The sequence below is a fragment of the Mesorhizobium loti genome, assembly GCA_014189435.1.
Lineage (GTDB): Bacteria > Pseudomonadota > Alphaproteobacteria > Rhizobiales > Rhizobiaceae > Mesorhizobium > Mesorhizobium loti_G.
In genome coordinates this window covers 6,118,163-6,139,997 of the sequence record CP050293.1, presented here as the reverse complement: position 1 = coordinate 6,139,997, position 21,835 = coordinate 6,118,163, and the positions used below count along the sequence as shown (strand labels likewise).

General features: G+C 60.2%; 19 protein-coding genes and 2 pseudogenes. 15 read left to right on the top strand and 6 right to left on the bottom strand.

Annotation, left to right across the window (positions count from 1 at the left end):
- Window positions 1-32: 32 nt before the first annotated feature.
- The 13 genes and pseudogenes from HB777_29380 (at window position 33) to HB777_29320 (ending at window position 18,389) form a co-directional block, all read left to right on the top strand.
- A complete protein-coding gene (locus HB777_29380) occupies window positions 33-875 on the top strand; it encodes a hypothetical protein (protein QND67644.1) in 843 nt (280 codons plus the stop codon).
- A 15-nt stretch (window positions 876-890) separates the two neighbouring features.
- Window positions 891-1,166 (top strand): hypothetical protein, encoded by a 276-nt coding sequence (locus HB777_29375; protein QND67643.1) that lies wholly within the window; start codon window positions 891-893, stop codon window positions 1,164-1,166.
- A gap of 61 nt (window positions 1,167-1,227) precedes the next feature.
- Entirely contained in the window at window positions 1,228-2,004 is a 777-nt protein-coding gene (locus HB777_29370; protein ID QND67642.1) for a hypothetical protein, read from the top strand.
- 20 nt (window positions 2,005-2,024) lie between these two features.
- Entirely contained in the window at window positions 2,025-2,453 is a 429-nt protein-coding gene (locus HB777_29365; protein QND67641.1) for a hypothetical protein, read from the top strand.
- 4 nt (window positions 2,454-2,457) lie between these two features.
- A complete protein-coding gene (locus tag HB777_29360) occupies window positions 2,458-3,084 on the top strand; it encodes a hypothetical protein (GenBank protein QND67640.1) in 627 nt (208 codons plus the stop codon).
- Window positions 3,084-5,807 (top strand): hypothetical protein, encoded by a 2,724-nt coding sequence (locus HB777_29355; protein ID QND67639.1) that lies wholly within the window; start codon window positions 3,084-3,086, stop codon window positions 5,805-5,807. Before HB777_29360 ends, HB777_29355 begins: the two co-directional genes overlap by 1 nt.
- The gene (locus tag HB777_29350) at window positions 5,807-6,166 is read left to right on the top strand and encodes a hypothetical protein (protein QND67638.1); all 360 of its coding nucleotides are present in this window, start codon (window positions 5,807-5,809) and stop codon (window positions 6,164-6,166) included. Before HB777_29355 ends, HB777_29350 begins: the two co-directional genes overlap by 1 nt.
- Complete coding sequence (locus tag HB777_29345) at window positions 6,148-6,645, top strand: hypothetical protein (GenBank protein ID QND67637.1); 498 nt, start codon at window positions 6,148-6,150, stop codon at window positions 6,643-6,645. The genes HB777_29350 and HB777_29345 overlap by 19 nt, the downstream gene beginning before the upstream one ends.
- On the top strand, window positions 6,645-10,064 hold the full coding sequence (locus HB777_29340) for a transglycosylase SLT domain-containing protein (protein QND67636.1): 3,420 nt from the start codon (window positions 6,645-6,647) through the stop codon (window positions 10,062-10,064). The genes HB777_29345 and HB777_29340 overlap by 1 nt, the downstream gene beginning before the upstream one ends.
- A gap of 1,795 nt (window positions 10,065-11,859) precedes the next feature.
- Complete coding sequence (locus HB777_29335) at window positions 11,860-14,271, top strand: hypothetical protein (protein ID QND67635.1); 2,412 nt, start codon at window positions 11,860-11,862, stop codon at window positions 14,269-14,271.
- Between the two features lie 201 nt (window positions 14,272-14,472).
- Complete coding sequence (locus HB777_29330) at window positions 14,473-17,331, top strand: hypothetical protein (protein QND67634.1); 2,859 nt, start codon at window positions 14,473-14,475, stop codon at window positions 17,329-17,331.
- A 164-nt stretch (window positions 17,332-17,495) separates the two neighbouring features.
- A pseudogene (locus HB777_29325) lies at window positions 17,496-17,600 on the top strand (hypothetical protein).
- A gap of 252 nt (window positions 17,601-17,852) precedes the next feature.
- Window positions 17,853-18,389: a hypothetical protein gene (locus HB777_29320; protein QND67633.1), complete on the top strand. Its 537-nt coding sequence runs from the start codon at window positions 17,853-17,855 to the stop codon at window positions 18,387-18,389.
- Window positions 18,390-18,420: 31 nt separating this feature from the next.
- Here the strand turns inward: HB777_29320 and HB777_29315 are convergent, their stop codons facing one another.
- The 3 genes from HB777_29315 to HB777_29305 are packed head-to-tail and all read right to left on the bottom strand — an operon-like array spanning window position 18,421 to window position 19,312.
- Window positions 18,421-18,657, bottom strand: a complete 237-nt coding sequence (locus tag HB777_29315) for a hypothetical protein (protein QND67632.1) — start codon at window positions 18,655-18,657, stop codon at window positions 18,421-18,423.
- A 5-nt stretch (window positions 18,658-18,662) separates the two neighbouring features.
- On the bottom strand, window positions 18,663-19,088 hold the full coding sequence (locus tag HB777_29310) for a hypothetical protein (protein QND67631.1): 426 nt from the start codon (window positions 19,086-19,088) through the stop codon (window positions 18,663-18,665).
- On the bottom strand, window positions 19,085-19,312 hold the full coding sequence (locus HB777_29305; protein QND67630.1) for a helix-turn-helix transcriptional regulator: 228 nt from the start codon (window positions 19,310-19,312) through the stop codon (window positions 19,085-19,087). Before HB777_29305 ends, HB777_29310 begins: the two co-directional genes overlap by 4 nt.
- 124 nt (window positions 19,313-19,436) lie before the next feature.
- Here HB777_29305 and HB777_29300 point away from each other — a divergent pair, with 124 nt between their 5' ends.
- Together HB777_29300 and HB777_29295 are read left to right on the top strand one after the other, a co-directional pair.
- Window positions 19,437-19,925 (top strand): hypothetical protein, encoded by a 489-nt coding sequence (locus tag HB777_29300; GenBank protein QND67629.1) that lies wholly within the window; start codon window positions 19,437-19,439, stop codon window positions 19,923-19,925.
- The gene (locus tag HB777_29295) at window positions 19,915-20,199 is read left to right on the top strand and encodes a hypothetical protein (protein ID QND67628.1); all 285 of its coding nucleotides are present in this window, start codon (window positions 19,915-19,917) and stop codon (window positions 20,197-20,199) included. Before HB777_29300 ends, HB777_29295 begins: the two co-directional genes overlap by 11 nt.
- 64 nt (window positions 20,200-20,263) lie before the next feature.
- Here HB777_29295 and HB777_29290 read toward each other — a convergent pair whose 3' ends face one another.
- The 3 genes and pseudogenes from HB777_29290 to HB777_29280 all read right to left on the bottom strand — a co-directional run bounded on the left by HB777_29290 (window position 20,264) and on the right by HB777_29280 (window position 21,795).
- On the bottom strand, window positions 20,264-20,575 hold the full coding sequence (locus tag HB777_29290; protein ID QND67627.1) for a hypothetical protein: 312 nt from the start codon (window positions 20,573-20,575) through the stop codon (window positions 20,264-20,266).
- Between the two features lie 148 nt (window positions 20,576-20,723).
- Window positions 20,724-20,960 (bottom strand): annotated as a pseudogene (locus HB777_29285) (ATP-binding protein).
- Window positions 20,961-21,204: 244 nt separating this feature from the next.
- Window positions 21,205-21,795: an NAD(P)H-dependent oxidoreductase gene (locus HB777_29280; protein ID QND67626.1), complete on the bottom strand. Its 591-nt coding sequence runs from the start codon at window positions 21,793-21,795 to the stop codon at window positions 21,205-21,207.
- Window positions 21,796-21,835 lie beyond the last annotated feature (40 nt).

Below are 21,835 nucleotides of genomic sequence, written 5' to 3'. Positions count from 1 at the left end.
CTCCCGATCCCTCATTAGAAGGAATCTGGACCATGGCCGACACGGCATTCCAGAAACAGTATCGACAGGAATACATCGCCGGTTTCGAAGCCGGTGAAAGCCCGCTGCGCATGTCTTGCACGACCGAGTTCGTGCGCAAGGGTAACGAAGCCATATTCCTCGTGGCCGACAGTGGCGGCGCGGAAGCTCGCACGCGTGGCGTCAACGGCCTGATCACGGCACGTGGCGACAACCTGACCCAGAACACCGCAACGCTGGTGGAATGGCACGACCTGGTGCGCAAGACCGACTTCAACATCTTCGCTTCCCAGGGCGACCAGAAGCGCATCATGCAGGACACTTCGCTCAAGGTGATGAACCGCAAGGTTGACGCGGACATCATCACCGAGTTGGCGAACGGCACCGTTGACACCGGCGCCGCTGTGACCGGCTCGCTTACCCTCGTCACCAAGGCAATCGGCATCTTGGGCCTGGCAGCCGTGCCAATCCAGGAAATCGAAAACATGTGGGGGCTCATCACTCCCGCAATGCTGACGTACTTCATGCGCGATGCGACTTTCACGTCTCGCGATTACGTCGACGTGCAGCCGCTGGCCGGCGGTCCTATCAAGCGCGTCATGCGCTGGGCGGGCGTCAACTGGCTGGTGCATCCGACGCTTCCGGGCGTCGGCACGAATGCCGAAAAGGCGTTCCTCTACCATCGCTCGGCCATCGGCCACGCGGCGGACACTGAAAACCTCGAATCCAAGGTCGGCTATGACGAAGAGCAGGGTTATTCCTGGGCTCGCGCCTCCGCCTTCATGGGTTCGAAGCTGCTGCAGAACAGCGGCGTCGTTGTCATGAACCATGATGGCTCTGCCATCGTCGGCGTCTAAAGGAGGGCTGACACAATGGCTTACGCAACTACCAACCCTCCGGTCCTGATCTCTCAGGGCATCGCTGGCTTCCGTATCTGGAAGTATGAATCGGTCGACGCGGCCTCTCTGGTCCGGGTCAACAACTACTTCACGAACGGCTGGCAGCTCGGCATGAGGGCGAATGATATCGTCTTCGTCACCGACACGGACAGCTCGAACGCCACGACCATCCACACGGTCAACCTGGCTACTTCGGCCGGCGTCGATCTGACTGACGGTCTCGCTGTCGGCACCACCGACACCGACTAAGGCGACATGGGCGGGCGGCTTCGGCTTCCCGCCCTTTCTCTTTCATCGAAAGGAACCGGCGATGGCCGAAGCTCTTCCCCTTGTGGTCGGCGATCCGAGTTCGACCAAAGTCAAGCCTGTCCTCCTTGTTGACGCTCTTGGCAACCCGATCGACGCGACGCATCCGCTGTTCATGTCGGGCGGTGGTACGGCTGCGGCTCCGTCCGCCGTGGTCGGAAATGTGGCGTCCGGTGTTGCTGACGCAGGCGCGCCGGTCAAAGTCGGCGGCATCTACAACACGACGCAGCCAACTATCGTCACAGGCCAGCGCGCCGACGCCCAATCGGATGTCAACGGCAACTTGCGCACGTTCAACACCGCGCCAATCGTTGCCGGCGCCGATGCCGTGGTCAACGCCAACCTGACGTCCATGGGGAACCCTGGCGCCAGTGCTGTGTTGCTGCGACCACTGGCAACGGCTGGGTATACCTTCAACGGCACGACATGGGATCGGCAGCGCAAGCCAAATGCCGCCTCTCGCATCGTGTCGTCGGCAGCCACAACCAACGCCACGGTCGCGAAAGCATCGGCTGGGGATTTGCTGAAAGTGGTCGGCCTGAAGGCCACGGCGGCCAATTGCTTCCTTAAAATCTACAACAAGGCCACGGCGCCGACAGTAGGCACAGACACGCCCGTTCTCACCATCCCGCTCTTTGCCTCCCAGGCCTTCAACTTCGATCTTGGCGGCATGTTCTTCGCCACCGGCATTTCCTACGCCATCACGGCTCTTGCAGCTGATGCAGACACTACCGCCATCGCTGCCGGCGACGTGCTCGGGCTGAATGTCATCTACGCGTAATCAACCGAAAGGAACGAGCCATGCCCCTGAACGTCAATGGCCTGCTGCTGGCCGAAAGCAAGCGCACTGTCTACCGCGTGTCTCTCTACGCCAACACAAAGGCTGAAGACCTTCTCGACCCGGCCTTCTGGGTCCATGTCGGTCCGCAGCTCCGGGCTGATGACATCATCGAAGTTGTCGGCTTCGACAAGGCATGGTTCGGCGAAGTGATGGTCCTCGAAGTCGGCAAGGGTGCGGCCGGCGGCGCTCGTGTGGCCTATACGAGCGGGCCTGTGCCGCTCACCAATGAGACGACCCTTGCCAAGCCTTCGGAACATGAAGTGCGCTGGGGCGGCCCGAACGGCGGCTGGCGTGTCATCCGCACGAAGGACAAGACGGTCCTCGCCGATATGCTAGAAACGAAAGAAGCCGGCGTCGCCTGGATCGCGGAAAACCTGAAGGCGGCTTGATCCGATGACGGACCAGCTTTCCCTGTACAATGGCGCCCTGATCAAGCTTGGTCAGCCGCGCCTTGCCGCCCTCACGGATGAGGGGAAAGCGCGCCGTGCGCTCGATGCCGAGTATGCAAAGACCGTGAAGGCGTGCCTCGAGGCTGCCTTCTGGAATTTTGCCATGCGGTTCGTGCAGCTCGAAGCGACGCCTTCGGTTGGGACTTCGTTCGGCTATCAGTATGTTTTCGACAAGCCGGACGACTGGATACGCACGGCAGGCGTGACAAGCGACCCTTACGGGAAGGTGCCGCTGCTTGACTACGATGACCGCGCCAGCCGCGTGCTGGCCGATATGTCGGTGATCTATTTCCGCTACATCTCGAACGACCAAGACTATGGGATGGATCTCGGTCTGTGGCCTCAAACCTTTGTCGATTATGTCGAGACGTGCCTTGCCTTTGCGACCTGTGAGGAAGTGACCGGCTCGGCTGAGCGGAAAGACCGGCTCGACAAGGCGAGGGACAAGGCCAAATACAAGGCTTCGAACACCGATGCCATGAATGAGGCGGTAACCAGATACCCACCTCCTGGCCGGCTGGTGCAAAGCCGTGGCTCTTCCTCGCGCGGCAGGCCGTCCGGGCTCCGCTGATGGCAAAAACCAATGCGCCTCTGCTGGCCTTCAACCGGGGGCTGGTTTCCAGTTCTGCGCTGACGCGGGTTGATGTCGATCGCATCCGCCTGTCTGCGGAAATAATGGAAAACTGGTTGCCGAAGACGGCCGGCTCGATGTTCCTTCGCCCTGGCTTCGGCTACCTCGGGAGCAGTCGAAACAATGCCTTTGGGATCGATATCCCGTTCGTTGCATCGACAACCGACACCGCTCTGATTGAAATGGCAGATGGCAAGATGCGGGTTCGCATCAATGACGTGCTGATTTCGCGCGTGTCTGTCAGTACCACGATATCGAACAGCACCTTTGCCACCTCGACAAGCTGGACAGACGCGTCGACCAATGGCGGCGTGCTGGCCTTCGGCGGCTCCGGGCTCGTGCTAAATGCCGTCAATGTCGGTGGCCTGGCTGTCTGCAGACGCCAAATCACAGTGTCGGGCGGCAACATCGGCCTTCGTCATGCGCTCAACATCGCAGTGACACGCGGGTCTGTGACGTTTCGTTGCGGTTCGACCTCTGGCGGCGATGAGTACATCACGGAGACCGCGCTGCGAACCGGCGCCCATAGCCTGGCCTTCACGCCAACCGGCGACTTCTACATCCAGTTTCAATCGGATCTGGATATCGACAGGATCGTTGCATCCTGCCAAGTCGCTTCGGCTGGTACGATGGAACTGGATATCCCTTATGCGGCGGCCGATCTGCCGTTCGTTCGGTGGGATCAGTCGGCTGACGTGCTCTTCCTGGCCTGCACTGGTTTCCAGCAGCGGCGCATTGAACGAAGGGGGGCGGGCGATAGCTGGTCGCTGGTGCTCTACCAGCCGAACAACGGCCCTTTCTACAGCGCCCGAACGGCGCGCGTGAAATTGAAGGTGGCGTCGACCAACGGCAACACCACGCTGACCTCTGACCTGCCGTTCTTCAAGTCAACGCATGTCGGCGCACTGTTCCGCATGTTCAATGAAGGCGTCGCGCAAACCTACAATCTCGGCGCGGCCGGCGCTTACACGAACCCCTTCCGGGTGACCGGCGTCCAGACCAGCGAATATAATGACCGCAACTGGAGCTATACCATCGCAGGAACATGGGTCGGAACGCTCCGGTGGCAGCGCTCATTCGATGGCCCGGACAGCGGCTTCAAGCGTTTCCCATATTCTGCAGGCGGTGGCACCAGCGACATTACTGCCAACCTCGGGTCGACTGCGAACGACGACCAGGACGACAACGCCATCATCTATTACAAGCTCGGCTTTGAGGAAGGCTCCTACACCTCTGGAACGGCTGTCGTCACGGTCAACTATGATGGCGGTGGCGGCTACAGCGTCTGCCGGGTGCTCTCCATCAATTCGCAGACCGAAGCGGTGGTCGAGGTGCTGGATCGCTCCAACAACACCAGATACACTGACAATTGGCAGGAAGGCATCTGGTCCAATCGGCAGGGCTGGCCTAGCGGTGTGGCCTTCGACAAGGGCCGGCTCGGTTGGGCTGGCAAGTCGCGCTTCATCTTCTCCGTTTCGGATGACTACGAGAATTTTGACCCGGACTTCGAAGGCGATGCCGGGCCAATCAACCGCACCCTCGGCTCGGGGCCGGTGGATACCATCAACTTCATGCTCTCTCTCAGCCGGCCGATCATCGGAACGCCTGGTGCTGAGTTCTCAATCAAATCGACCTCGTTCGATGAACCGCTAACGCCACAGAATGCCCAAGCCGGGGCGCCTTCAACGCAGGGCTCTCGGGCAGGCGTGTCGGCGGTCAAGATCGACGGTCGCGGCATCTTTGCGCAGCGCTCGGGCAAGCGGCTTTTCGAACTGATCTTTGACCCGAACACCTATGAATACGCGCCGCGCGACCTGACGCTGCTTTGCCCGGATCTGACGGGCGCGGCAAATGTCGTCGGCATGGCCATTCAACGGCAACCGGACACGCGGGCTCACGTCTGGCTCGATGATGGTTCTGTCGTGCTGCTGACCTATGAGCCGTCCGAAGACGTGACGTGCTGGTCAAGGCTCACGGTGGGCGGCTCCGGCTTCATTGAAGGCGTTTCGGTGCTGCCGGGTGAAGATGAAGACCAAGTCTTCTATCGGGTTCGCCGCACGGTAAGCGCGTCGACCGTCCGCTATCTCGACAAGATGGCGATGGAATCGGAATGCCTCGGCGGCACGATGAACAAGATGGCTGACAGCTTCGTGGTCATCCCTGCCGTTACCGGAACGAGCGTGACCGGACTTTCGCATCTGAACGGCCTAAGCGTGGTCGCCTGGGCCGCTGGGAAGTATCTCGGCGCCTACACGGTGTCGGCCGGCGCAATCACGCTGACGAGCGCCGTGACGGCTGCTGATGTCATGGTCGGCCTGCCCTATACCGCGCTCTACAAGTCGACCAAGCTGGCCTATGCCGCTGCGGCGGGTACAGCACTCAGTCAGGTCAAGCGGGTGAACTATGTTGGCCTGATCATGGGCCGGGTCCACAATGACGGCATCGAAGTCGGCCGCGATTTTACCAACATGGACAGGCTGCCGCGCCTCTATCAGGGCCGGCCAGTCACGACCGATGAAATGTTCACCGACTACGAAGAGCCGGCAACGGCATTCCCTGGCGAATGGAAGCCGGACAGCCGCCTTTGCATCCGCGCCACCGCGCCGAAGCCCTGCGTGCTCAACGCGGCGGTCGTTGCAGTCGAGACAAACGACAAAGTCTGATGGCTCACGAAGTCGTGCCGCTCACGCGGGAGCACCTGACCGAATGGTATGGCGACAGGGGCGCCGGTCCAACGGTGCGCGGCATTGCCGGCATAGTCGACGGCAAGCTGGCTGCGGTGGCCGGCTTCTGGTTCTCACGCGGCAACGTGATTGCGTTCTGCTCGCTGAAGGAAGAGGCGCGGCCCTATCGCCACGCCATCCACCGTACCGCGCTTTCCCTGCTGAATGACGCGAAGGCGCGGCACAAGCGGATAATCGCGCTCTGCGATCCTGACGAAAAGACCTCGGCGAAATGGCTCTCGCGGCTTGGTTTCAAGCCTGACGATGGGGATGTGTGGACATGGCAGACTTCGGACTAAGCGCGATCCTCGGCCTGGTCGGCACCGCTGTTTCTGCGGCCGGTACACTGGCGGCTGGCGCGGCGCAGAAGAGCGCTGCCGACTTTCAGGCTGCGCAGCTCGATCAACAGGCCAAGGAAGAGACTGCGGCGGCCCAACGCGAGGCGGAACGCGCCAAGAAGGAGAAGAACTTCGTTATCTCGCGTCAACAGGCTGTGGCGGGCGCCTCCGGCCTCGGGGCGCTCGATGAAACGGTGCAGGATCTGGCCGGCGATGTCATCACGCAAGGCACGGTCAACGAAGGCATGATCCGCTACGGCGGCGAAGAGCGGGCGAAGGGCAGGCGGGCTCAAGCCGCCTCTGCGCGCATGGAAGGCAAAGCCGCGCAAACCGGCTCCTATTTCGGCGCCGCCGGTACTCTGATGGATGGCGTGGGCTCGTTCGCGAAGGACTGGAACCCGACGCCATATGCGGCGCCTTCCTCGGGGATTTACTACTGATGGCGTTGAAACTGCCTGGCGCTGAAGACCTGAGCAACCCTGTCAGCGGGCGTTCTGGTCGGCCGATTGCGAGCTATGACACTTCGGCCATTGGTCGCGGCGTGGCGCAACTCGGCGCCGGCCTGCAGTCCATGTCGACCAGTCTAAAGGTCAAGGAAACGCAGACGAAAGAGAAGGTCGACAAAACCCAGCTCTTCGACACGGAAAGCCGCTACCAGCAATTCAAGTCGGCACAGGCGCAAGCGCTGACCGCTGCCGGCGACAAGGCGGAACCGGGCGCGTTCGGCTTCAAAGAGCAATATCAGGGCGCTTACAAAGAAGCCGCCAAGCAATTCATGACGACCGTGCCGCCTGAGCTAAAGCCTGTGTATGACGCGAAGCTTTTCAGCACGGAAGAAAGCCTCATCAACGGCGAAGGCGGCGCGGGCGATTTTGAACGAAAGCAGCGCAAGGCCTATTACAAAACCAATGTCGATGAGGGCCTGACGGCGATTGAAAGCCGGCTCTATAGCGACCCGTCGAAGTTCGATGATGCTGTCTTCGAAGGCAACAACTTCATCGATGCCATTCCCGACGAAGACGTAAACCCGATTGAGAAGGATGCGCTGCGCCGTGGCTGGAAGGCCAAGGCACAGATGGCGGCGCTCAACGGAATGAAGCCGGCCGATCGGCTGCGGGCTCTCGGTGAGGCTCCGGGCCAGGACGATATCATCAACGCCATGAAAGGCGTGGAAAGCGGCCATGACCCGAACGCGGTTTCCGGCGCTGGTGCCATCGGCGAGATGCAAGTCATGCCGGACACGGCAGTCGAGATTGCCGGGGAGTTGCAAGATCCGAACTTTCCGAGAGACCCGGCTGCGCAGGCTGAATATCTGAAAGACCCTGCCGTTTCCGAGAAGTACGGCACCTATTATTACAACAAGATGCTGGCTCGCTACGATGGCGACACGGAAGCGGCACTCATCGCCTACAATGGTGGTGCCGATCGGGCCGACAAGTGGATTGCCAGCGGTCGCAACGACAGCGTCATCCCCCAGGAATCGGCCGACTATTACAAAAAGGTTCTGGCTCGCGTTCATGGCGGCGCTGCTGATGGTGGCGTCCAGTCGGCGCCTCGTGGCCTGAAAGAGCCCGGCAACATCGATCTGAATGCGCGGCCGGTGGTGAAGAATGCTGACGGCACGATTTCAACCGTGCGCTCGATCTCATTCGAAGAGGACGGCAAGGAAGTTCTTATCCCGACCGTTTCGGACGATGGCAAAATCCTGAACAACCAAGACGCCATCAAACTCTATCGCCAAACCGGCAAGCACCTGGGCAAGTTCGACAATGCCGAAGATGCAACCGCCTACGCTCAAGACCTCCACAACGCGCAGGCGAAACAGTATGGCGGCGAAGACCAGCCAATCATCATCGGCGATGCTGCGGGGCAGGGGCGCGTTGGAAACCCGGACGTTGCCGGCGTCAACAGCGTTGTCATGTCGCGCTTCAAGCAAGTGCAGAACGCGTTCGGCGCCTCGGTGCCTATCGTGTCGGGCTTCCGTGATCCTGAGCGCAACGCAAGGGCTGGAGGCGCCCGGAAATCCGAACACATGCACGGCAATGCGCTTGACCTCGATGTCAGCAAGCTTTCGCATGAAGAGCGTGTCCGGCTGATCCAGACCGCTTCATCGCTCGGCTTTACCGGCATCGGCGTCTACGCCAATTCCCTGCACCTCGATATCGGTTCGCGCCGCGCCTGGGGCGCCTCGCACCATTCGGACAGCGTTCCGACCTGGGCGCGTGGTGCCATTGATGCGCATATGGCCGGCAAATCCGTTCCGCTCGGGCAGCGCGGCGGCGCCGGCTTCAAGGTCGATTCCCGCTTTGCCGATATGGACTATGTTTCGCGCGATACCATCGCTAAGAGCGCGCAAAAGGACATTCAGACCGAAGCGACCGCGACCCGCATTCAGCAACAGGCGCAATACAAGGCCTATGATGATGCGATGGGCCTCAACATCGAAACCGGCAAGATTGTCAGCGAAGACCAGATCCTTAGTGACGCGGTGCTGGACGATGGCGACATCACGAAGCAGTTGAAGGCGTTCCGCTCGAAGCAGAAGGAAGACGGTGGCGTTGGCGCGCTGGTGTCGGCTATCCTGGCCGGAAGCCCGGCGGCCTCGATCAACAGCTTCGACGGCGACCAGAAGTCGCTTGGCAACAAAGCCTATGACGCCATGATCAAGGTGACGCCAGAAGAGCAACAGCCGGTGGTCACGCAAGGCTTCGTCAAGGCGACCGGCTACATTCCCGACACGCTACAGGCACAAGTGAGGCAGGGCGCCGCGTCGAAAGACCCGGCTGTCTTTTCCGCAGCCATGTCGCAAGCCGATGCGCTGCAGACCGTGGCGCCTGTGTCGTTCGGTGCTGTCGAGGGTGCGGCCGACATTCGCGACAAGCTCGCGGCCTTCCGGCATTTCGTGAATGATCGGGGCATGTCCGGCGATGAGGCATCGCAGCGCATTCTTGCGATGGATGACCCGGCGCAAAAGGTGAACCGCGACGTTCTGAAGCCGGGCTTGGACAAGTTCACAAAGACCCTGAGCGTGGCCGATGTCACCAACGCCTTCGACCCCGGCATCCTCTCGGCGGAACCGGGCGCCGGCATCATGCCTGTGCAGACAAGCGCGCTGATGGCCGAATACAAGGAAATCGCCGAAGAGAAGTTTTATGATACCGGCGGTGACGAAGGCGCGGCAAAGGCGCAAGCCCTGGCTGAGCTGAAAACCCGGTGGAATGTCAGCGCCATATCCGGGGCGCCTAACCTGATGCGCCTCCCGCCTGAGCTGAGTTATCCGCCGATCGATGGCAAATATGACTATCTGCGCGAAGACGCCATGAAGACGGCTGAAGGCTACGTCGCCGGCCTCCATGACGGGCGCAAGGTCGACAACATCGCCATCATCCCGAACGCCACGACGCGGGCTGATATCGAAATGAAGCGTCCGCCGCGCTACCGGCTTTTCTACCAGTACACCGAAGGCGGGCAGACGAAGTTCGATGAGGTGTTTGCGGGGCCGTGGGGCATCGATCCGAAGACCTTGAACGTTGGAGTAGCGAAGAGCGCGGAAGACGCAAAGAAGCGGTTCCTGACCCGCCACAACGTCGACAACCAGGCCAATGATATCGACCGCGCTGCTGTCGCCAAAGCCAAGGCGATCAACCAAGACCCGAACACGCAAGACTTCATCAAGGCGCTGGGATCGGAAGCGACCATCGGCGCCGGCCGTGTTCAATCCGATCTGGTGCGCGCGAAGGGTGCCGAAGCCGAAGCGCCACCGGCAACGCCTGAAGAGCAGCGACCACAGCAACCGCGCGGTGGCGGCGACCCTAATGCCGGTAAGGCGTTCCGTAGCGGACCGGGGGGTAATTTCTAATGCCGATTCTGCAATATCCCGAAGACCGTCCGGCGCTCGGCTCGTTCGGCGCCGTCGACTACAAGCCGAAGGAAGCCGAAGTCGCGCCCGACACGGCAACGCTGCTCGGGGCAGCTTTCAGGCAGGACAACACGATTGGCTCGATGGCCTCGAACAAGCTGGCCGGCGTCGACCTGTCCACGCGCGAAGACGGTTTCACTGGCGATGTCATGTGGGAGAAGATCAAGGGGACGCCGTACGAAAAGAATTGGGATCGGTTCGCCACCGTCTTCAACGCGCCTGGCTTCGAGGCGATGAAGGCGCAAATCGACATGGAAACCGAAGACCGGCGCATGATCGCCGCGGCCGGCTGGTGGGGGACTGGTGCGTCCGCCCTGGCTGGTGTGGTCGATCTGCCATCGCTCATTCCTGGCGGCGCTCTGGTGCGCGAAGCATCGGTCGGCGCCACGGTGATCAAGGGCGCTCTTCGCACGGCGGCGGCCGGCGCTCTCGGTGCTGGCGTCTCTGAAATCGCCCTGCAATCGACGCAACAGACGCGGCCCATTGCTGAAAGCGCGATGGCTGTTGGCGCCGGTACGATCCTCGGCGGCCTGCTGGGTGCTGGTGCTGGCGCCTTGTTCTCCCATGCCGAAAGGCAAGCGGCCTTCGCCTCGGTCGAAAAGGCGCTGCAGGAACACGTCCCAACACCTGAGGAAGTGGCGGCTCATGCGGAAGGCGTCGGCATGGGCGCGCAAGCGGTCGACAAACCCGTCCTCGGTGACTACGGCATCGCCTCGGGCGCCAAGTCGGTCGGGGCTCTGCAGTCCGGGTTCAACCCGCTGCTGCGCGCTGCGCATAGTCCTTCGGCGCCGTCTCGCGAGATAATGGCGAACATGGCCGAAACCGGCTTCTACCTCGAAAAGAACGTGCGGGGCGAAGGCAACCTCGCTGTCGAAAGCGCGGTCAAATATTGGGACCGTGGCGCCCTGACCAAAGCTCTGGAAGACATGCGCGGCACCTATGCCAAGGCGCGAAAAGAGCCCGGCTTCGACATGACAAAGGAAGAGTTTCGCACGGCTGTCAGCAAGGCGATGCGCCGTGGCGATGTCGGCGAAAACGATGCGGTGTCGGCGGCGGCGCAATCCTGGCGCAAGACCCTGTTCGATCCGCTGAAGGATGAAGCCATCGGTGCGGGCCTGCTGCCGGCCGATGTCAACGTCAAGACAGCAACGTCCTACCTGACCCGCCTGTGGAATTCGAACCGGCTCAATGCAGGCGAAGGGCGGTTCAAGGCTATCGTCAAACCCTGGATCGATGACCAGTTGGCGCAATTGGAGTTCAAGGCCGACGAAATCAGGGTAGGCAACCGGATTGTCGACGCTGAAAAGCAACGCGAGCAATTCGGCAAAGTCTCCGAACGTCTCGACAATATCGAAAGCCGCCTGACCGAACGCCAAGGCATCCGGGAACGCAAGGTGGCTTCGCTCGGCCAGTTGCAACAGACGCGGCAAGACGTGTTGAAAGAGCGGGCGCCGGTCGATGTGGTGCGGATGCTGCGCGGCGCCGATGAGAATGCCGTCATGGTCGACACGGTGAAACAGGCGAGGGCGGCTGAACGCTCGGCCAATCGAAAGCAGACCTTCGCCGAACGGTCGCCGATCCTGGCACTGATCAAGGCAAAGGGCGGCATTCGTGTCGGCTCGAAACTCGACAATGAACTTCGGGCAATGGGCGTCACGCCTAAGACGCATCCGGGCATGTTCATCAAAAGGGCGGTATCGGCGATGTCGACAATTTCGTCCACGCCGAAGACGAGATGTTTGCGAACCTTCCGCAAGACGGCAACGGTTACGTCGACCCGGTGGCGGTTATGGAATCGATCCGCTCGGAGCTGGGCGGCAATCCCCTGCGCACGCCAGAGGAAGAGGCTACAGCGGCGGCGCTGGACAATCTGGACAAAGTGGCGGCCGAATGGCTGGACCGCGTAGGGCTGGCTCCTAACGCCTCGGTGAAGGACGTTCGCGACTTCATCGGCCGCGTGACCGGCGCCGAAAAGAACACGGCCGGCATCGATACGCGCATCTCTCGCTTTGAGCAGGAGATTGAAGACTTCGACCGGACAACCGACGCCATCGTCAATGAGAGCAAAATCACCGGGGCCGAAGCAAAGACGGTCGGCGAAGCGCTCGAAAAGATGGAAGCCGAACTTGATGCGGTGAAGGATCTCGCCAACTCGTCGCCGCGCGTGGCGCTGGTGGTCGACTACGGCACAACCCGCCGCGACCTGTTCAAGTCGAAGCTGAAGGAACGCAACCTTTCGAAGCGCGTCGAAGCCCTGAAGCGGCTCGATGCGGAAGGCGGCGCCAACGATGATATCCTGGCCGAACTTACCGCCAAGTCGATCGAACTGGACCGGCTGCGCGCCAACATCGAAGGGCTCAAGGTGAAGGCTGACAAGCTCGAACCGATGATGCCCAAGGTGAAGCAGGAAATTCCCGAATTTGTCTCGCCGGCTGACCGTGCCGATTATGTCGCCGGCATCGTTGACGATATCTTTTCGCAGCTCACCGGCCGCGCAAATCAGGGGATGCCGTCCTACGATATGACGATGTCTTCGCGCGGGCCGCTGAAGGAACGCACGTTCAACATTCCCGATCACCTGATTGAAGACTTCCTCGAACACGACATTGAACTGATCGGGCGGCGTTATGCCCGCGTGATGGCGGCCGATGTCGAACTGGCGAATATGGACAAGCGCATGGGCGGCGCCGGCAAGCCGACACTGGCAAGCCAGCTCGATCGGGTGAAAAACGAATACCTGTCCCTGCGCGAAGCCGTCAATTCCAACCCGGACTTTGAACCGAAGGCGCGCGAAAAGGCGCTGAAGATGCTCGCTAAAAGCGAGAAGAGCGACGTTGAAGATATAGCCGGCGTCCGGGATCTGCTGCGCGGTCAATACAAGGTCGACACCCAGCACACGAATTACGCTCGGGTGCTGCGCATGGCCGGCGTCTTCAACTTCATGCGCTCGCTCGGTGGCGTTGTCGTCTCGTCGCTGTCTGACGCTGCCCGGCCGCCGATGGTCCACGGCATGGGCCGCTACATGAGCGAGGGAATAGCGCCGCTCCTGACCAATCTGGATGCGGTCAAGCTGGCGGTCGAAGACGCGAAGCTCCTGGGCGCCGTGACGGAACGGTCGCTGCAAGGCCGGCTTGCGACCATGGCCGAACTTGCCGACCCTTACGCCAGTAGCTCGCCCTTTGAACGGTTCATCGACAATGCCGCGAACGTCTTTTCCAAGATGACGCTGCTGCCCTGGTGGAACGATATGCACAAGTCCATCGCCTCGGTGCTGGTGCAAAACCGCCTGCTGAAAAACGCCGCGGTTGATTATGAAAGCCTGGCGCCGGCCGAACTGAAATATATGGGCTTCCTCGGCATCGATGCTCACATGGCCGAACGGATCTCAAAGCAGTTTGCCGAGTTTGGCGATGTCGACGGCAACGTCCACATTCCGGGAATTGCCGGCTGGACAGATGAGGGCGCGCGCCGTGCCTTCGCCGCTGCGGTCAACAAGGACGTTGACGGCATCATCGTCACCAAGTCGGTGGCTGACGTGCCGCTGTTCGCCCATACGCCTACCGGGCGGGCGCTTCTGCAATTCAAAAGCTTCGCCCTGGCGTCCAATCAAAGGGTGCTGATGCGCGGGCTGCAGGAAGGGCCTGGCTCGTTCATCACCGGTATGGTGGGCATGTCCACGCTGGGAATGCTGGCCTTCTATCTGAAGCAAGTCGAATCCAACCGGCCGCTGAATGACAACCCTGGCCGCTGGATGGCGGAAGGCCTCGACAAGTCCGGCATTTTCCAGCTCGCATTTGAGGTGAACAACACCTGGGAAAAGCTGGGCGGCTCGGGCATCTATGCTCTGAGCGCCGCTGCCTTCCCTGACAAGACGCAACGGGCGCCGGCCTCGCGCTATGCGAACCGTGACGCGTTCGGTGCCATCCTCGGGCCTTCATTCCAGCTCGGCACCGATGCGGCGCAACTGCTCGGCATCGGCGCTCGGGCAACGCACGGCGACATCGACATCAAGGACGCGGACGTTAACCGCGCAATCGGCATGACGCCTTTCGCAACGCTGCCCTACTGGCGGTGGATCATTGAAGGCGGGTTCGGCCTTGGCGATGCCGGGCTAAAGCCGCAACTGAAGCAAGCGCTCGCAAACTAGCAATCGGTGTCGTCTGACCGACCGCCGTAATTCCAGCACTTATCGGAACTGCTGCCACCGGCAATGAAGCTCGTCACCGCGAAGGCGACGGCTGCGAGCAACAGCATGCCAACCAGAACGCCAAACCCACTGAAACGCGGGTCGCGCCAGAACCCAGGCTGAGCCGGGACAATCTTCTTTTTAGAAACGGAGTCCATAAAAATGGCGACCACTTCGGTTGATCAAGTGACAGGCTATGGCGAAACGGTAGCATATAAGGCGCCTTGCCGACTAGCGACCACGGCGAACATCGCCCTGAGTGGTTTACAGACGATCGACGGAAGCGTCACGGCTGCCGATGACCGCGTGTTGGTGAAGGACCAGGCCGACGCTAGGGAGAACGGGATCTATATCGCTTCGACGGGCCTTTGGATGCGCGCCCGCGATATGGACAGCAACCGCGACCTGACCAAGGGAACGCGCGTCGCGGTCACGGATGGCACGATTAGCGCCGGCTTCGAATACCAGCTGACGACCTTAAATCCGGTGTCAGTTGGAACGAGCTCCATCACCTTTGCCATCTCTTCGCTCAGTTTTGTCAGCAAATCGATCGTTCGCGATTATCTCGATGTTGCGCCTTATGTCCCAACCCGCGCAGCGCTCAAGGCGCTCGACACGACCAAGGACACGGAGGCCTATCTGACGGAATCGGGACGTGAAGGCGTCTTCCTCTGGCGTGCAGGAAACTTCGCCGCGCTTATCACGGCCGATTCGCAGGAAGGCGTTTTCTTAAAGGCAGGCGCTATCGCCAGCGCGGCCGGCTCCTGGGTGCGGGTGTTTGACGGCGGACTTGACGTGCGGTGGTTCGGCGCTGTCGCCGATGACGCCACAGACTGCACGGCGGCATTCCAGGGCGCAATTAATATCGCGCTGGCGGCGGCTTCCTTGTCGAAGGAAATCTATGTGAAGGCCGGAACGTATTGGTTCGCGTCTGCCTCGGCTTCGCTCGATCCTGTGGCTGGCGGCCTCATCTTCCGGGGCGAGGGGTGGGACGCCTCGATCCTGCATTTCGAGGAAAGCACAGGCGTCATTACCAGCGACCCGAATTACAAGTGCTTGTTCCGCAATACGGACAACATCGTCAAGAAGTCCGTGCGGTTCGAGCATTTGCAATTCAAGGGGACGTTTGGCACTGATCCCGGATCGGCCAAGGGTGGCACTGCCGTTTGGCTGGATTTCTATACCGAGATTGCCTTCTATGCGTGCAAGTTCATTGAGCTGACTTCCCACGCCTCAATGGATATCCACTATTGCGGCCGGTTTGAGTGCCTGAATTGCTGGGTGCAAGACGTTGCGGCTGACGGCATCCGTTGTCGAGACACGCCTAACATGCTCGTTGAGGGGAATTACATTCGCCGCAACGGTGACGACGCTATCGCGCTGCATACGGCCGACAACTCGGTTGCTGGAACGCGCGAGGGCGTCATCGTCACGAACAACCATCTTGTCAACGCTGGGCCGATCAAGGTTCTTGGCGCTCGTGTCACTCGCATTAGCGGCAATCGGCAAGAGCTGTGCAATATCGCCGGCATCGTCGTTACGCCCGCTGCGACGACGCCAGAGGGCAACTATCCCGTTCGCGATATCATTATCGAGAACAATTTCATTCTCGATCAGGTCTACATCACAGGGGGCGTGCCAAGCTCGAATGCCGTTGCTATTGCCTTCACCGGGCAAATTGCGGTCGGACAAGCCGCCACCCACGCAACGCGGCCGGGGCGGTATGACGCCACGGCGGCGGCCTGGGTCTATCCATGGACATACGATGAGGTCGACACGGACGATCCGGCCGCCGTCGTTCCTCCTGCCATGGGCTACCGCATTTCCGGCAACGTGATCAGGCGCACGCGCCCGGCGATTGGAGCATTCTCAAGCTATGGTTTTGGAACCGTCTTGCGCCAAGGTGCGGCAAGTGACCCGGCGATTGTCGATGCGGACTTGCGTCCTGGTATCGGCATGTCGAGCAATGGCGGGAGCTATATCAATCTGTTGATCATGGCGAATATTATTGAAAGCGTTGGCACGGCAATCCTTCTGCCGGCTCCTGCCTACAATAATCAATATGAGGGCGTTGTGATCGCTCGCAACATCACGCGCGACATTATCAATCGCGGTTTCTCGATGGGAAGCTCTGCCTTCACGGTCGATATTTCCATTGATGATAACAATTTCGACATCGACACTTACCGGCAGAATGCCAATAGCAATATCAACGGAAGCTATCTCGCCGACAGCGTGCCGAGTGGCGTCGATTTCGGGAACGTGGTCGGGCTCAAGATCAGGCGCAATCGCTTTCAAAATGCGTGCGGCGCGGTGCGGACAAATCTGCCGGGGCAAAATCTGATTGATGGAAACATCATCGTCGGCTCTGTGGTCGGCACAGGCTTTAGCACCAGCAATAAAGGCATTGGCAACGCGGAGTTTGCGGACGGGCGTTTCTTGTATGAGATTATCGACGCTGATCCGACGAGCGCGACTTACCTTCAAAACGTGTCGACGCAATTGATCGCGGCGGCGGCCATGCCGGCTGCTGGCTTCTATGTTCGGGGCGCTTTTGTTCGCAACAGTCTTCCTGTGGCGGCGACCAATGTCATCGGCTGGTCGCGCATTACGACTGGAAACGCTCATGTGTTGGGCGTCGACTGGGCGGCAATCTATGCTTCGGGCGTAATGCCAGAAGTCAAGGCGATCGGCTATATCGCGGGTTCCGGCAGCACCGTGGCGCAAGCGACTGACAAGACGACTGGCGTTTCCCTTGCACGGCCGACCGGCCAAATCACCATGCAGGCAACATCGCTCGCGGCGGCAACGGCTGTCAGCTTCACGTTGACAAACGCGGTGATCACTGCCGACGATCTGCTGATCATCAACCACAAGTCGGGCGGCACGATCGGCGCATATACGATCAACGCGCAATGCACGGCGGGGCAGGCCGTCATCACCATCCGCAACAACACGGCCGGCGCTCTCGCTGAAGCTCTGGTCTTGCAGTATGCGCTTATTCAGGGTGCCATCACTTGACAGATATTGCCCGACACGTCGTGTCCGGCGATAAGCGGGGCGATCGGATACCGCTCGCCTTTAGGGCTGAAAGTAGGCCTGGCCCGGTCGCCCCGTAACATCCGCGCTCGATCGACTGAGAATTCGGCCCTCCCGGCGCCGACCATAGTCCGAAAGGAACTGTGATGGACCGCAACTTCGCGCGCTCGCTTGCGCTTGTTCTGAAATCTGAAGGGCTCTGGTCGGACAATCCGGCCGATCCGGGCGGCGCGACCATGAAGGGCGTCACCCAACAAGTTTATGACGCGTGAGCCCAGCATATCGCGTTGCCGGTAGCGCCAGATCGCCGAAACGAAGCACAGCCATCGAGGCGATGTAGATCTGGACGAGGTTCTGCACAGCAATTCCATTGCACAGCGGGATTAGCGGGGATTGTCGGCAGCGGGTATAGCACTCCGCGGCTGAAAGACCCGCATCATCCTTGGATGAACCTTCAAATAGCCGCGCGATTGGCCCGCCTGGGGCAGGCGACACGCCAGTATATGCAGAAGACCGGTTTCACGATGCGCGGATTCGCGCTTTGGCGGAAACACGAGGACGACGCTTGCCGCTCGCTATATCCGGATTACAAAGCGCTGTCGGCTGCATTGCCCAACAGGACACGGAAGGCTCTGGAAAAGCGATGCTTTCAGCTTGGAATCACGAGACGCAACAGGATTTTGACCGAAGAAGAAGAGAGGCGGTTTCGCAAGCTCTATCGCTCAGCCACGAAGAATGAATTGTACGAAGCTTTCCCCGACTTGACGGCCGCCCAGCTTCATAATTTCGGACGTCGGCGAGGCCTGAAGCGCCCTCGCATCTACCTCCGCTCTGGTGACAAACTGCTCGATGGGCTCAGGGACGAGTGCTGGCGGCTTGGAATAACGATGGCCGACCTCGATTACTTCACGCGATTATCAAATCGCTATTTCGCGCTAACCAGATGGCGCCGGTCGCCGATTAGATACGATTTCGTGCGCAAGGCGATCCGCGAAATGGGCGGAAAGGTAACATCTGACGGGGTCAAATGGCCTGATTGAATCAGGCGCCATGCTGAAAACACTCGTCCCGCTAGTCGCCTCTATCCCGGCGCATAGCTTCAATGCCGTCTTGGATTCTTTGGACATTCTCGCTGTAGAGGCGGAAGGCCTCTTCGTATGTGAAGGCAAAGGTATGTCCGCAGTGTGCGGGGCACTCGAACATAAGATTTTTTTCGAGCCAATCGAACGTTTTGAGGAAATTCTTGCCACACTGAGGGCACGCGAACGGGATCGGCGCGCTGTATTTATCGACGGGCTTCTTGGCCATTTTCCCTACCTCCCGATAGAAGGGATATTGCTGCCCGAACCTGCAGCGCGTCCAGCCCGCAATTCTGAACGGGTGTAGCGCCGCGTCTTCCAATCGAACGAAACGCCGGCCGGGGCCTGAAACCCTCGCGCCGGCTTTTTTGTGCCTTCGTGGCGGGCCTGCTGGCGCTTCGCCTTGCGGATCCTCGGTAAGTCCTGGGTGTGGGTCTTGACCTCGCCGCATTGGAAATGAGCCGGGCCGCAATTGGTGTTCACGTCCGGGCCTAGCAGACCCAAGGCGCGCTTGTGCTCGATGATCCAGCGGTCGGTGTGGCGGTGGATCGGCTCACCGCAGAGACAGCACGGCGCGACGTTGTGGCCGGCGCAATTCTCGGTGAAAATTGCTTGCCGGCGCCTTGGCGTCATCCTGGCGCGGGGAGTGTTGCCGGTCACGGCTTCCGCATCCTCACCCCCGCCCCGCCGCCGTTCTCCGGAATGAACTCGACACCTGCTGTCTCAAACGCGCGCTGGAGCACGTCGAGCGTGGCATTCTGCGGCGCCGATCGTCCGGCCTCGAAGTTGCGGATGGTCGCGTTGCCGATCTTGGCCGCGACGGCGGTGTCCTGCTGGGACCAGTTGAGGAGGCCTCGGGCAGCGCGACATTGAGCGGGGGTCATCATTCTTCTCCAATAGCGCATATGAGCGATAAACGCTAGCCCTATCGGATAACGCTTGCATTCGGGTTAATAGCGCTTATAGTCACTCATAGCGAAAATCGCTAACACCTGATGGAGAGCAATCATGTCGAACACCTCTGTTCGGGCAGCCGCCGAAGGCATGCCCGCGATTAACCGCCGCCGCCTGCTCAACCTGGCCGGGGCCGGCATCGCTCTTGCCACAACCGCTGCCGGTATCCGCAAGGCGCCGGCTGCACCGATCGACGCCACGCCAGGGGCAAGGGCAAAGATGTCGCCCGAACTCCGCGCGGCCATCAAAGGCCACAAGGAGGCATGGGCCTATTGGTACAGCGTCTGCGATTGCTGCGACGAGGCGAAGCTCGGGCGCGAAGCGACTGCTGAAGAACACCAGAAATGGGAAGACGCAAGCGACGGCGAGTATTCTGCCCTCTGGCACGTCTGTCGGTTCCCGGCTCGCACCACGGCCGACCTCGCCGCCAAAGGCCGCTACCTCAAGAAGTATCACTCTTGGTACATGGGCGAGCTCGATACCGAACAGGTTCGCGCGCTGCTCCTGTCCATGTCGCTCGTGGGGAAAGGCGGTGACGTATGAGCATCACTCGCCGCCTGTTCCTGTGAACGCCGCCGTTCGCCTTTCCGACCCGACGGTCCGCCGTTCGATCGAGGACGAAATCGAGCGGCTGATTTCCCTGCTCGACTTCCTAGATCCGGATCCCGATCTCGAGCCGTATCTGGCGGGTAGCATCGAAGTCGTCGGCAGCGATGACAGGGAAGGGGACGACGAGCGCGAGCTCGACGACGAGCGCGAAGCCGATCCGACCGATTACGACTTCCCTGGCTTAATATGGGGCGGGCTGGGACTGTAATTCTAACTGGCTGGAATAATTGGCCCGCTGCCTCACGGTGGCGGGTTAACTTGTTGGAACCGCTCTAAGTGCCTTCGAGAACCTGTTTCAACTCGTCTAAAAGGTCGTCAATTTCATTGTCGATCTGACCGATCCGATCAAGGACGGCTGCGTGCTCCGGTCCGATGAGCCGTTGCTGCTCTTGCTCTGCGGTCCAGCGATTCTCCAAGGCGGTCAATAACGACTCGCGCGCAGATCGCACTGCCTGACTTGACCCTGTTCCATCGAGCGCTTTCGACAATTTCTCATGCGCCGCCTCAATGCTCTTCCGATCGGACATCCATCGGTAAGCTGCTACTGCATCCACAATGCGCTTAAAAGTAGAGGTGTTCTTCATGTCGCATCCCATGTCGCGTGGACCTGCCGATAGTCGCAGGAAATCTTTGGAAATCAACGGCTCTACTCTAGCGGGTCGGTGAGTTCCTGGTGAGTAGCCTATAAACCAACCTCAGAAGACCTTACTCGGCAGCCCATTCCGGGGGTTAATGGCTGCCCTCCTTGGGCAGGTCGGCGGGCGCCAGATTGACCGTAACCTTCTTCGACGGCATCGACAGGCCGGATGCATGCAGTGCTGCCTGCACGCGCTCGCGGCTTTCGGCCACCGCCTTGTCGGCGAGGCCGACGATGTGCATGTTGACCTTGCCCGGCGCGATCATCACCTGCACGTCGACCGGCACGGCCTCGATGCCTTGGAAAGCGACCGTGCGAACCCGCGCCACCATTTTTATGCCCCCGGATAGGTGTTCGCCCATGCCCTGGCGATCAGGTGTGAGCGAGGTCAAAGAAGACAACCACAGATTTCCGGGTTAGGCAAGAACATTACAAGAACATATGTTGCTTCATTACGGTGAGGAATGCTGCCGGCAAGGACGCGCAGTTCATAAGTTGGGCTTCGATCGGAAGCTTGAGCGCCCGCTTCGTCGAAGGCTCGCTGGCATCAAAGATGAGATGCCCGGGCATAGATGGCTAGAATTTGTCGAACAGGCGCTCCACCTTGCGGGCGAACATTTCCCTCTGGTTATCAGAGATGTTTTCGACGGAATATCTCGTCAGGTAGAGGTGCTTCACGTTGCGGCCGCACATAGTCTTGAGCCCTCGCAGCAGCACCTTCCTTCCCGGGTTTTGCATGTACAGTTCAGTATACCACCACGGCGACCCGCATGTGGTAACGACCCCCATCCGCCGGATGTTCAGTAGCGCCGGCTTGATCACGCCACCGTCTGCCGGCAACTCGTAAGCCACCCCTGGTCGCCAAACGCGATCAAAGTAACCCTTCAAGATTGCAGGCATGCCTGACCACCATGTCGGGAAGCAGAAAACGCAGGCCTCCGCCCATCTCAACGCGTCGATGTAAACCTGCAAGTCGCTGGGTGCCTGGGCCGGGTCAAAGTGGCCATGTCTTTCTTCGGCATGCATCACAGGATCGAATTTCATTTGATGGAGATCGAAATCAATGACTTCGTCGCCCCTGGCTTTGAGGGTCTGAACCACCCGCTTGTGGAGCGCCGCCTGGTAGCTGTCGGCTAGTGGATGCGCGTAGACGACATTGATTTTCATGGCGTGAGCCTTCAGGCTTCGAACTACACGCACCTATTAG

Excerpts from the sequence above, each read along its gene's own strand:
- HB777_29380 (QND67644.1), top strand. The coding sequence starts at position 33 with ATGGCCGACACGGCATTCCAGAAACAGTATCGACAGGAATACATCGCC.
- HB777_29375 (QND67643.1), top strand. The coding sequence starts at position 891 with ATGGCTTACGCAACTACCAACCCTCCGGTCCTGATCTCTCAGGGCATC.
- HB777_29370 (QND67642.1), top strand. The coding sequence starts at position 1,228 with ATGGCCGAAGCTCTTCCCCTTGTGGTCGGCGATCCGAGTTCGACCAAA.
- HB777_29365 (QND67641.1), top strand. The coding sequence starts at position 2,025 with ATGCCCCTGAACGTCAATGGCCTGCTGCTGGCCGAAAGCAAGCGCACT.
- HB777_29360 (QND67640.1), top strand. The coding sequence starts at position 2,458 with ATGACGGACCAGCTTTCCCTGTACAATGGCGCCCTGATCAAGCTTGGT.
- HB777_29355 (QND67639.1), top strand. The coding sequence starts at position 3,084 with ATGGCAAAAACCAATGCGCCTCTGCTGGCCTTCAACCGGGGGCTGGTT.
- HB777_29350 (QND67638.1), top strand. The coding sequence starts at position 5,807 with ATGGCTCACGAAGTCGTGCCGCTCACGCGGGAGCACCTGACCGAATGG.
- HB777_29345 (QND67637.1), top strand. The coding sequence starts at position 6,148 with ATGGCAGACTTCGGACTAAGCGCGATCCTCGGCCTGGTCGGCACCGCT.
- HB777_29340 (QND67636.1), top strand. The coding sequence starts at position 6,645 with ATGGCGTTGAAACTGCCTGGCGCTGAAGACCTGAGCAACCCTGTCAGC.
- HB777_29335 (QND67635.1), top strand. The coding sequence starts at position 11,860 with ATGTTTGCGAACCTTCCGCAAGACGGCAACGGTTACGTCGACCCGGTG.
- HB777_29330 (QND67634.1), top strand. The coding sequence starts at position 14,473 with ATGGCGACCACTTCGGTTGATCAAGTGACAGGCTATGGCGAAACGGTA.
- HB777_29320 (QND67633.1), top strand. The coding sequence starts at position 17,853 with ATGCAGAAGACCGGTTTCACGATGCGCGGATTCGCGCTTTGGCGGAAA.
- HB777_29315 (QND67632.1), bottom strand. The coding sequence starts at position 18,657 with ATGGCCAAGAAGCCCGTCGATAAATACAGCGCGCCGATCCCGTTCGCG.
- HB777_29305 (QND67630.1), bottom strand. The coding sequence starts at position 19,312 with ATGACCCCCGCTCAATGTCGCGCTGCCCGAGGCCTCCTCAACTGGTCC.
- HB777_29300 (QND67629.1), top strand. The coding sequence starts at position 19,437 with ATGTCGAACACCTCTGTTCGGGCAGCCGCCGAAGGCATGCCCGCGATT.
- HB777_29290 (QND67627.1), bottom strand. The coding sequence starts at position 20,575 with ATGAAGAACACCTCTACTTTTAAGCGCATTGTGGATGCAGTAGCAGCT.
- HB777_29280 (QND67626.1), bottom strand. The coding sequence starts at position 21,795 with ATGAAAATCAATGTCGTCTACGCGCATCCACTAGCCGACAGCTACCAG.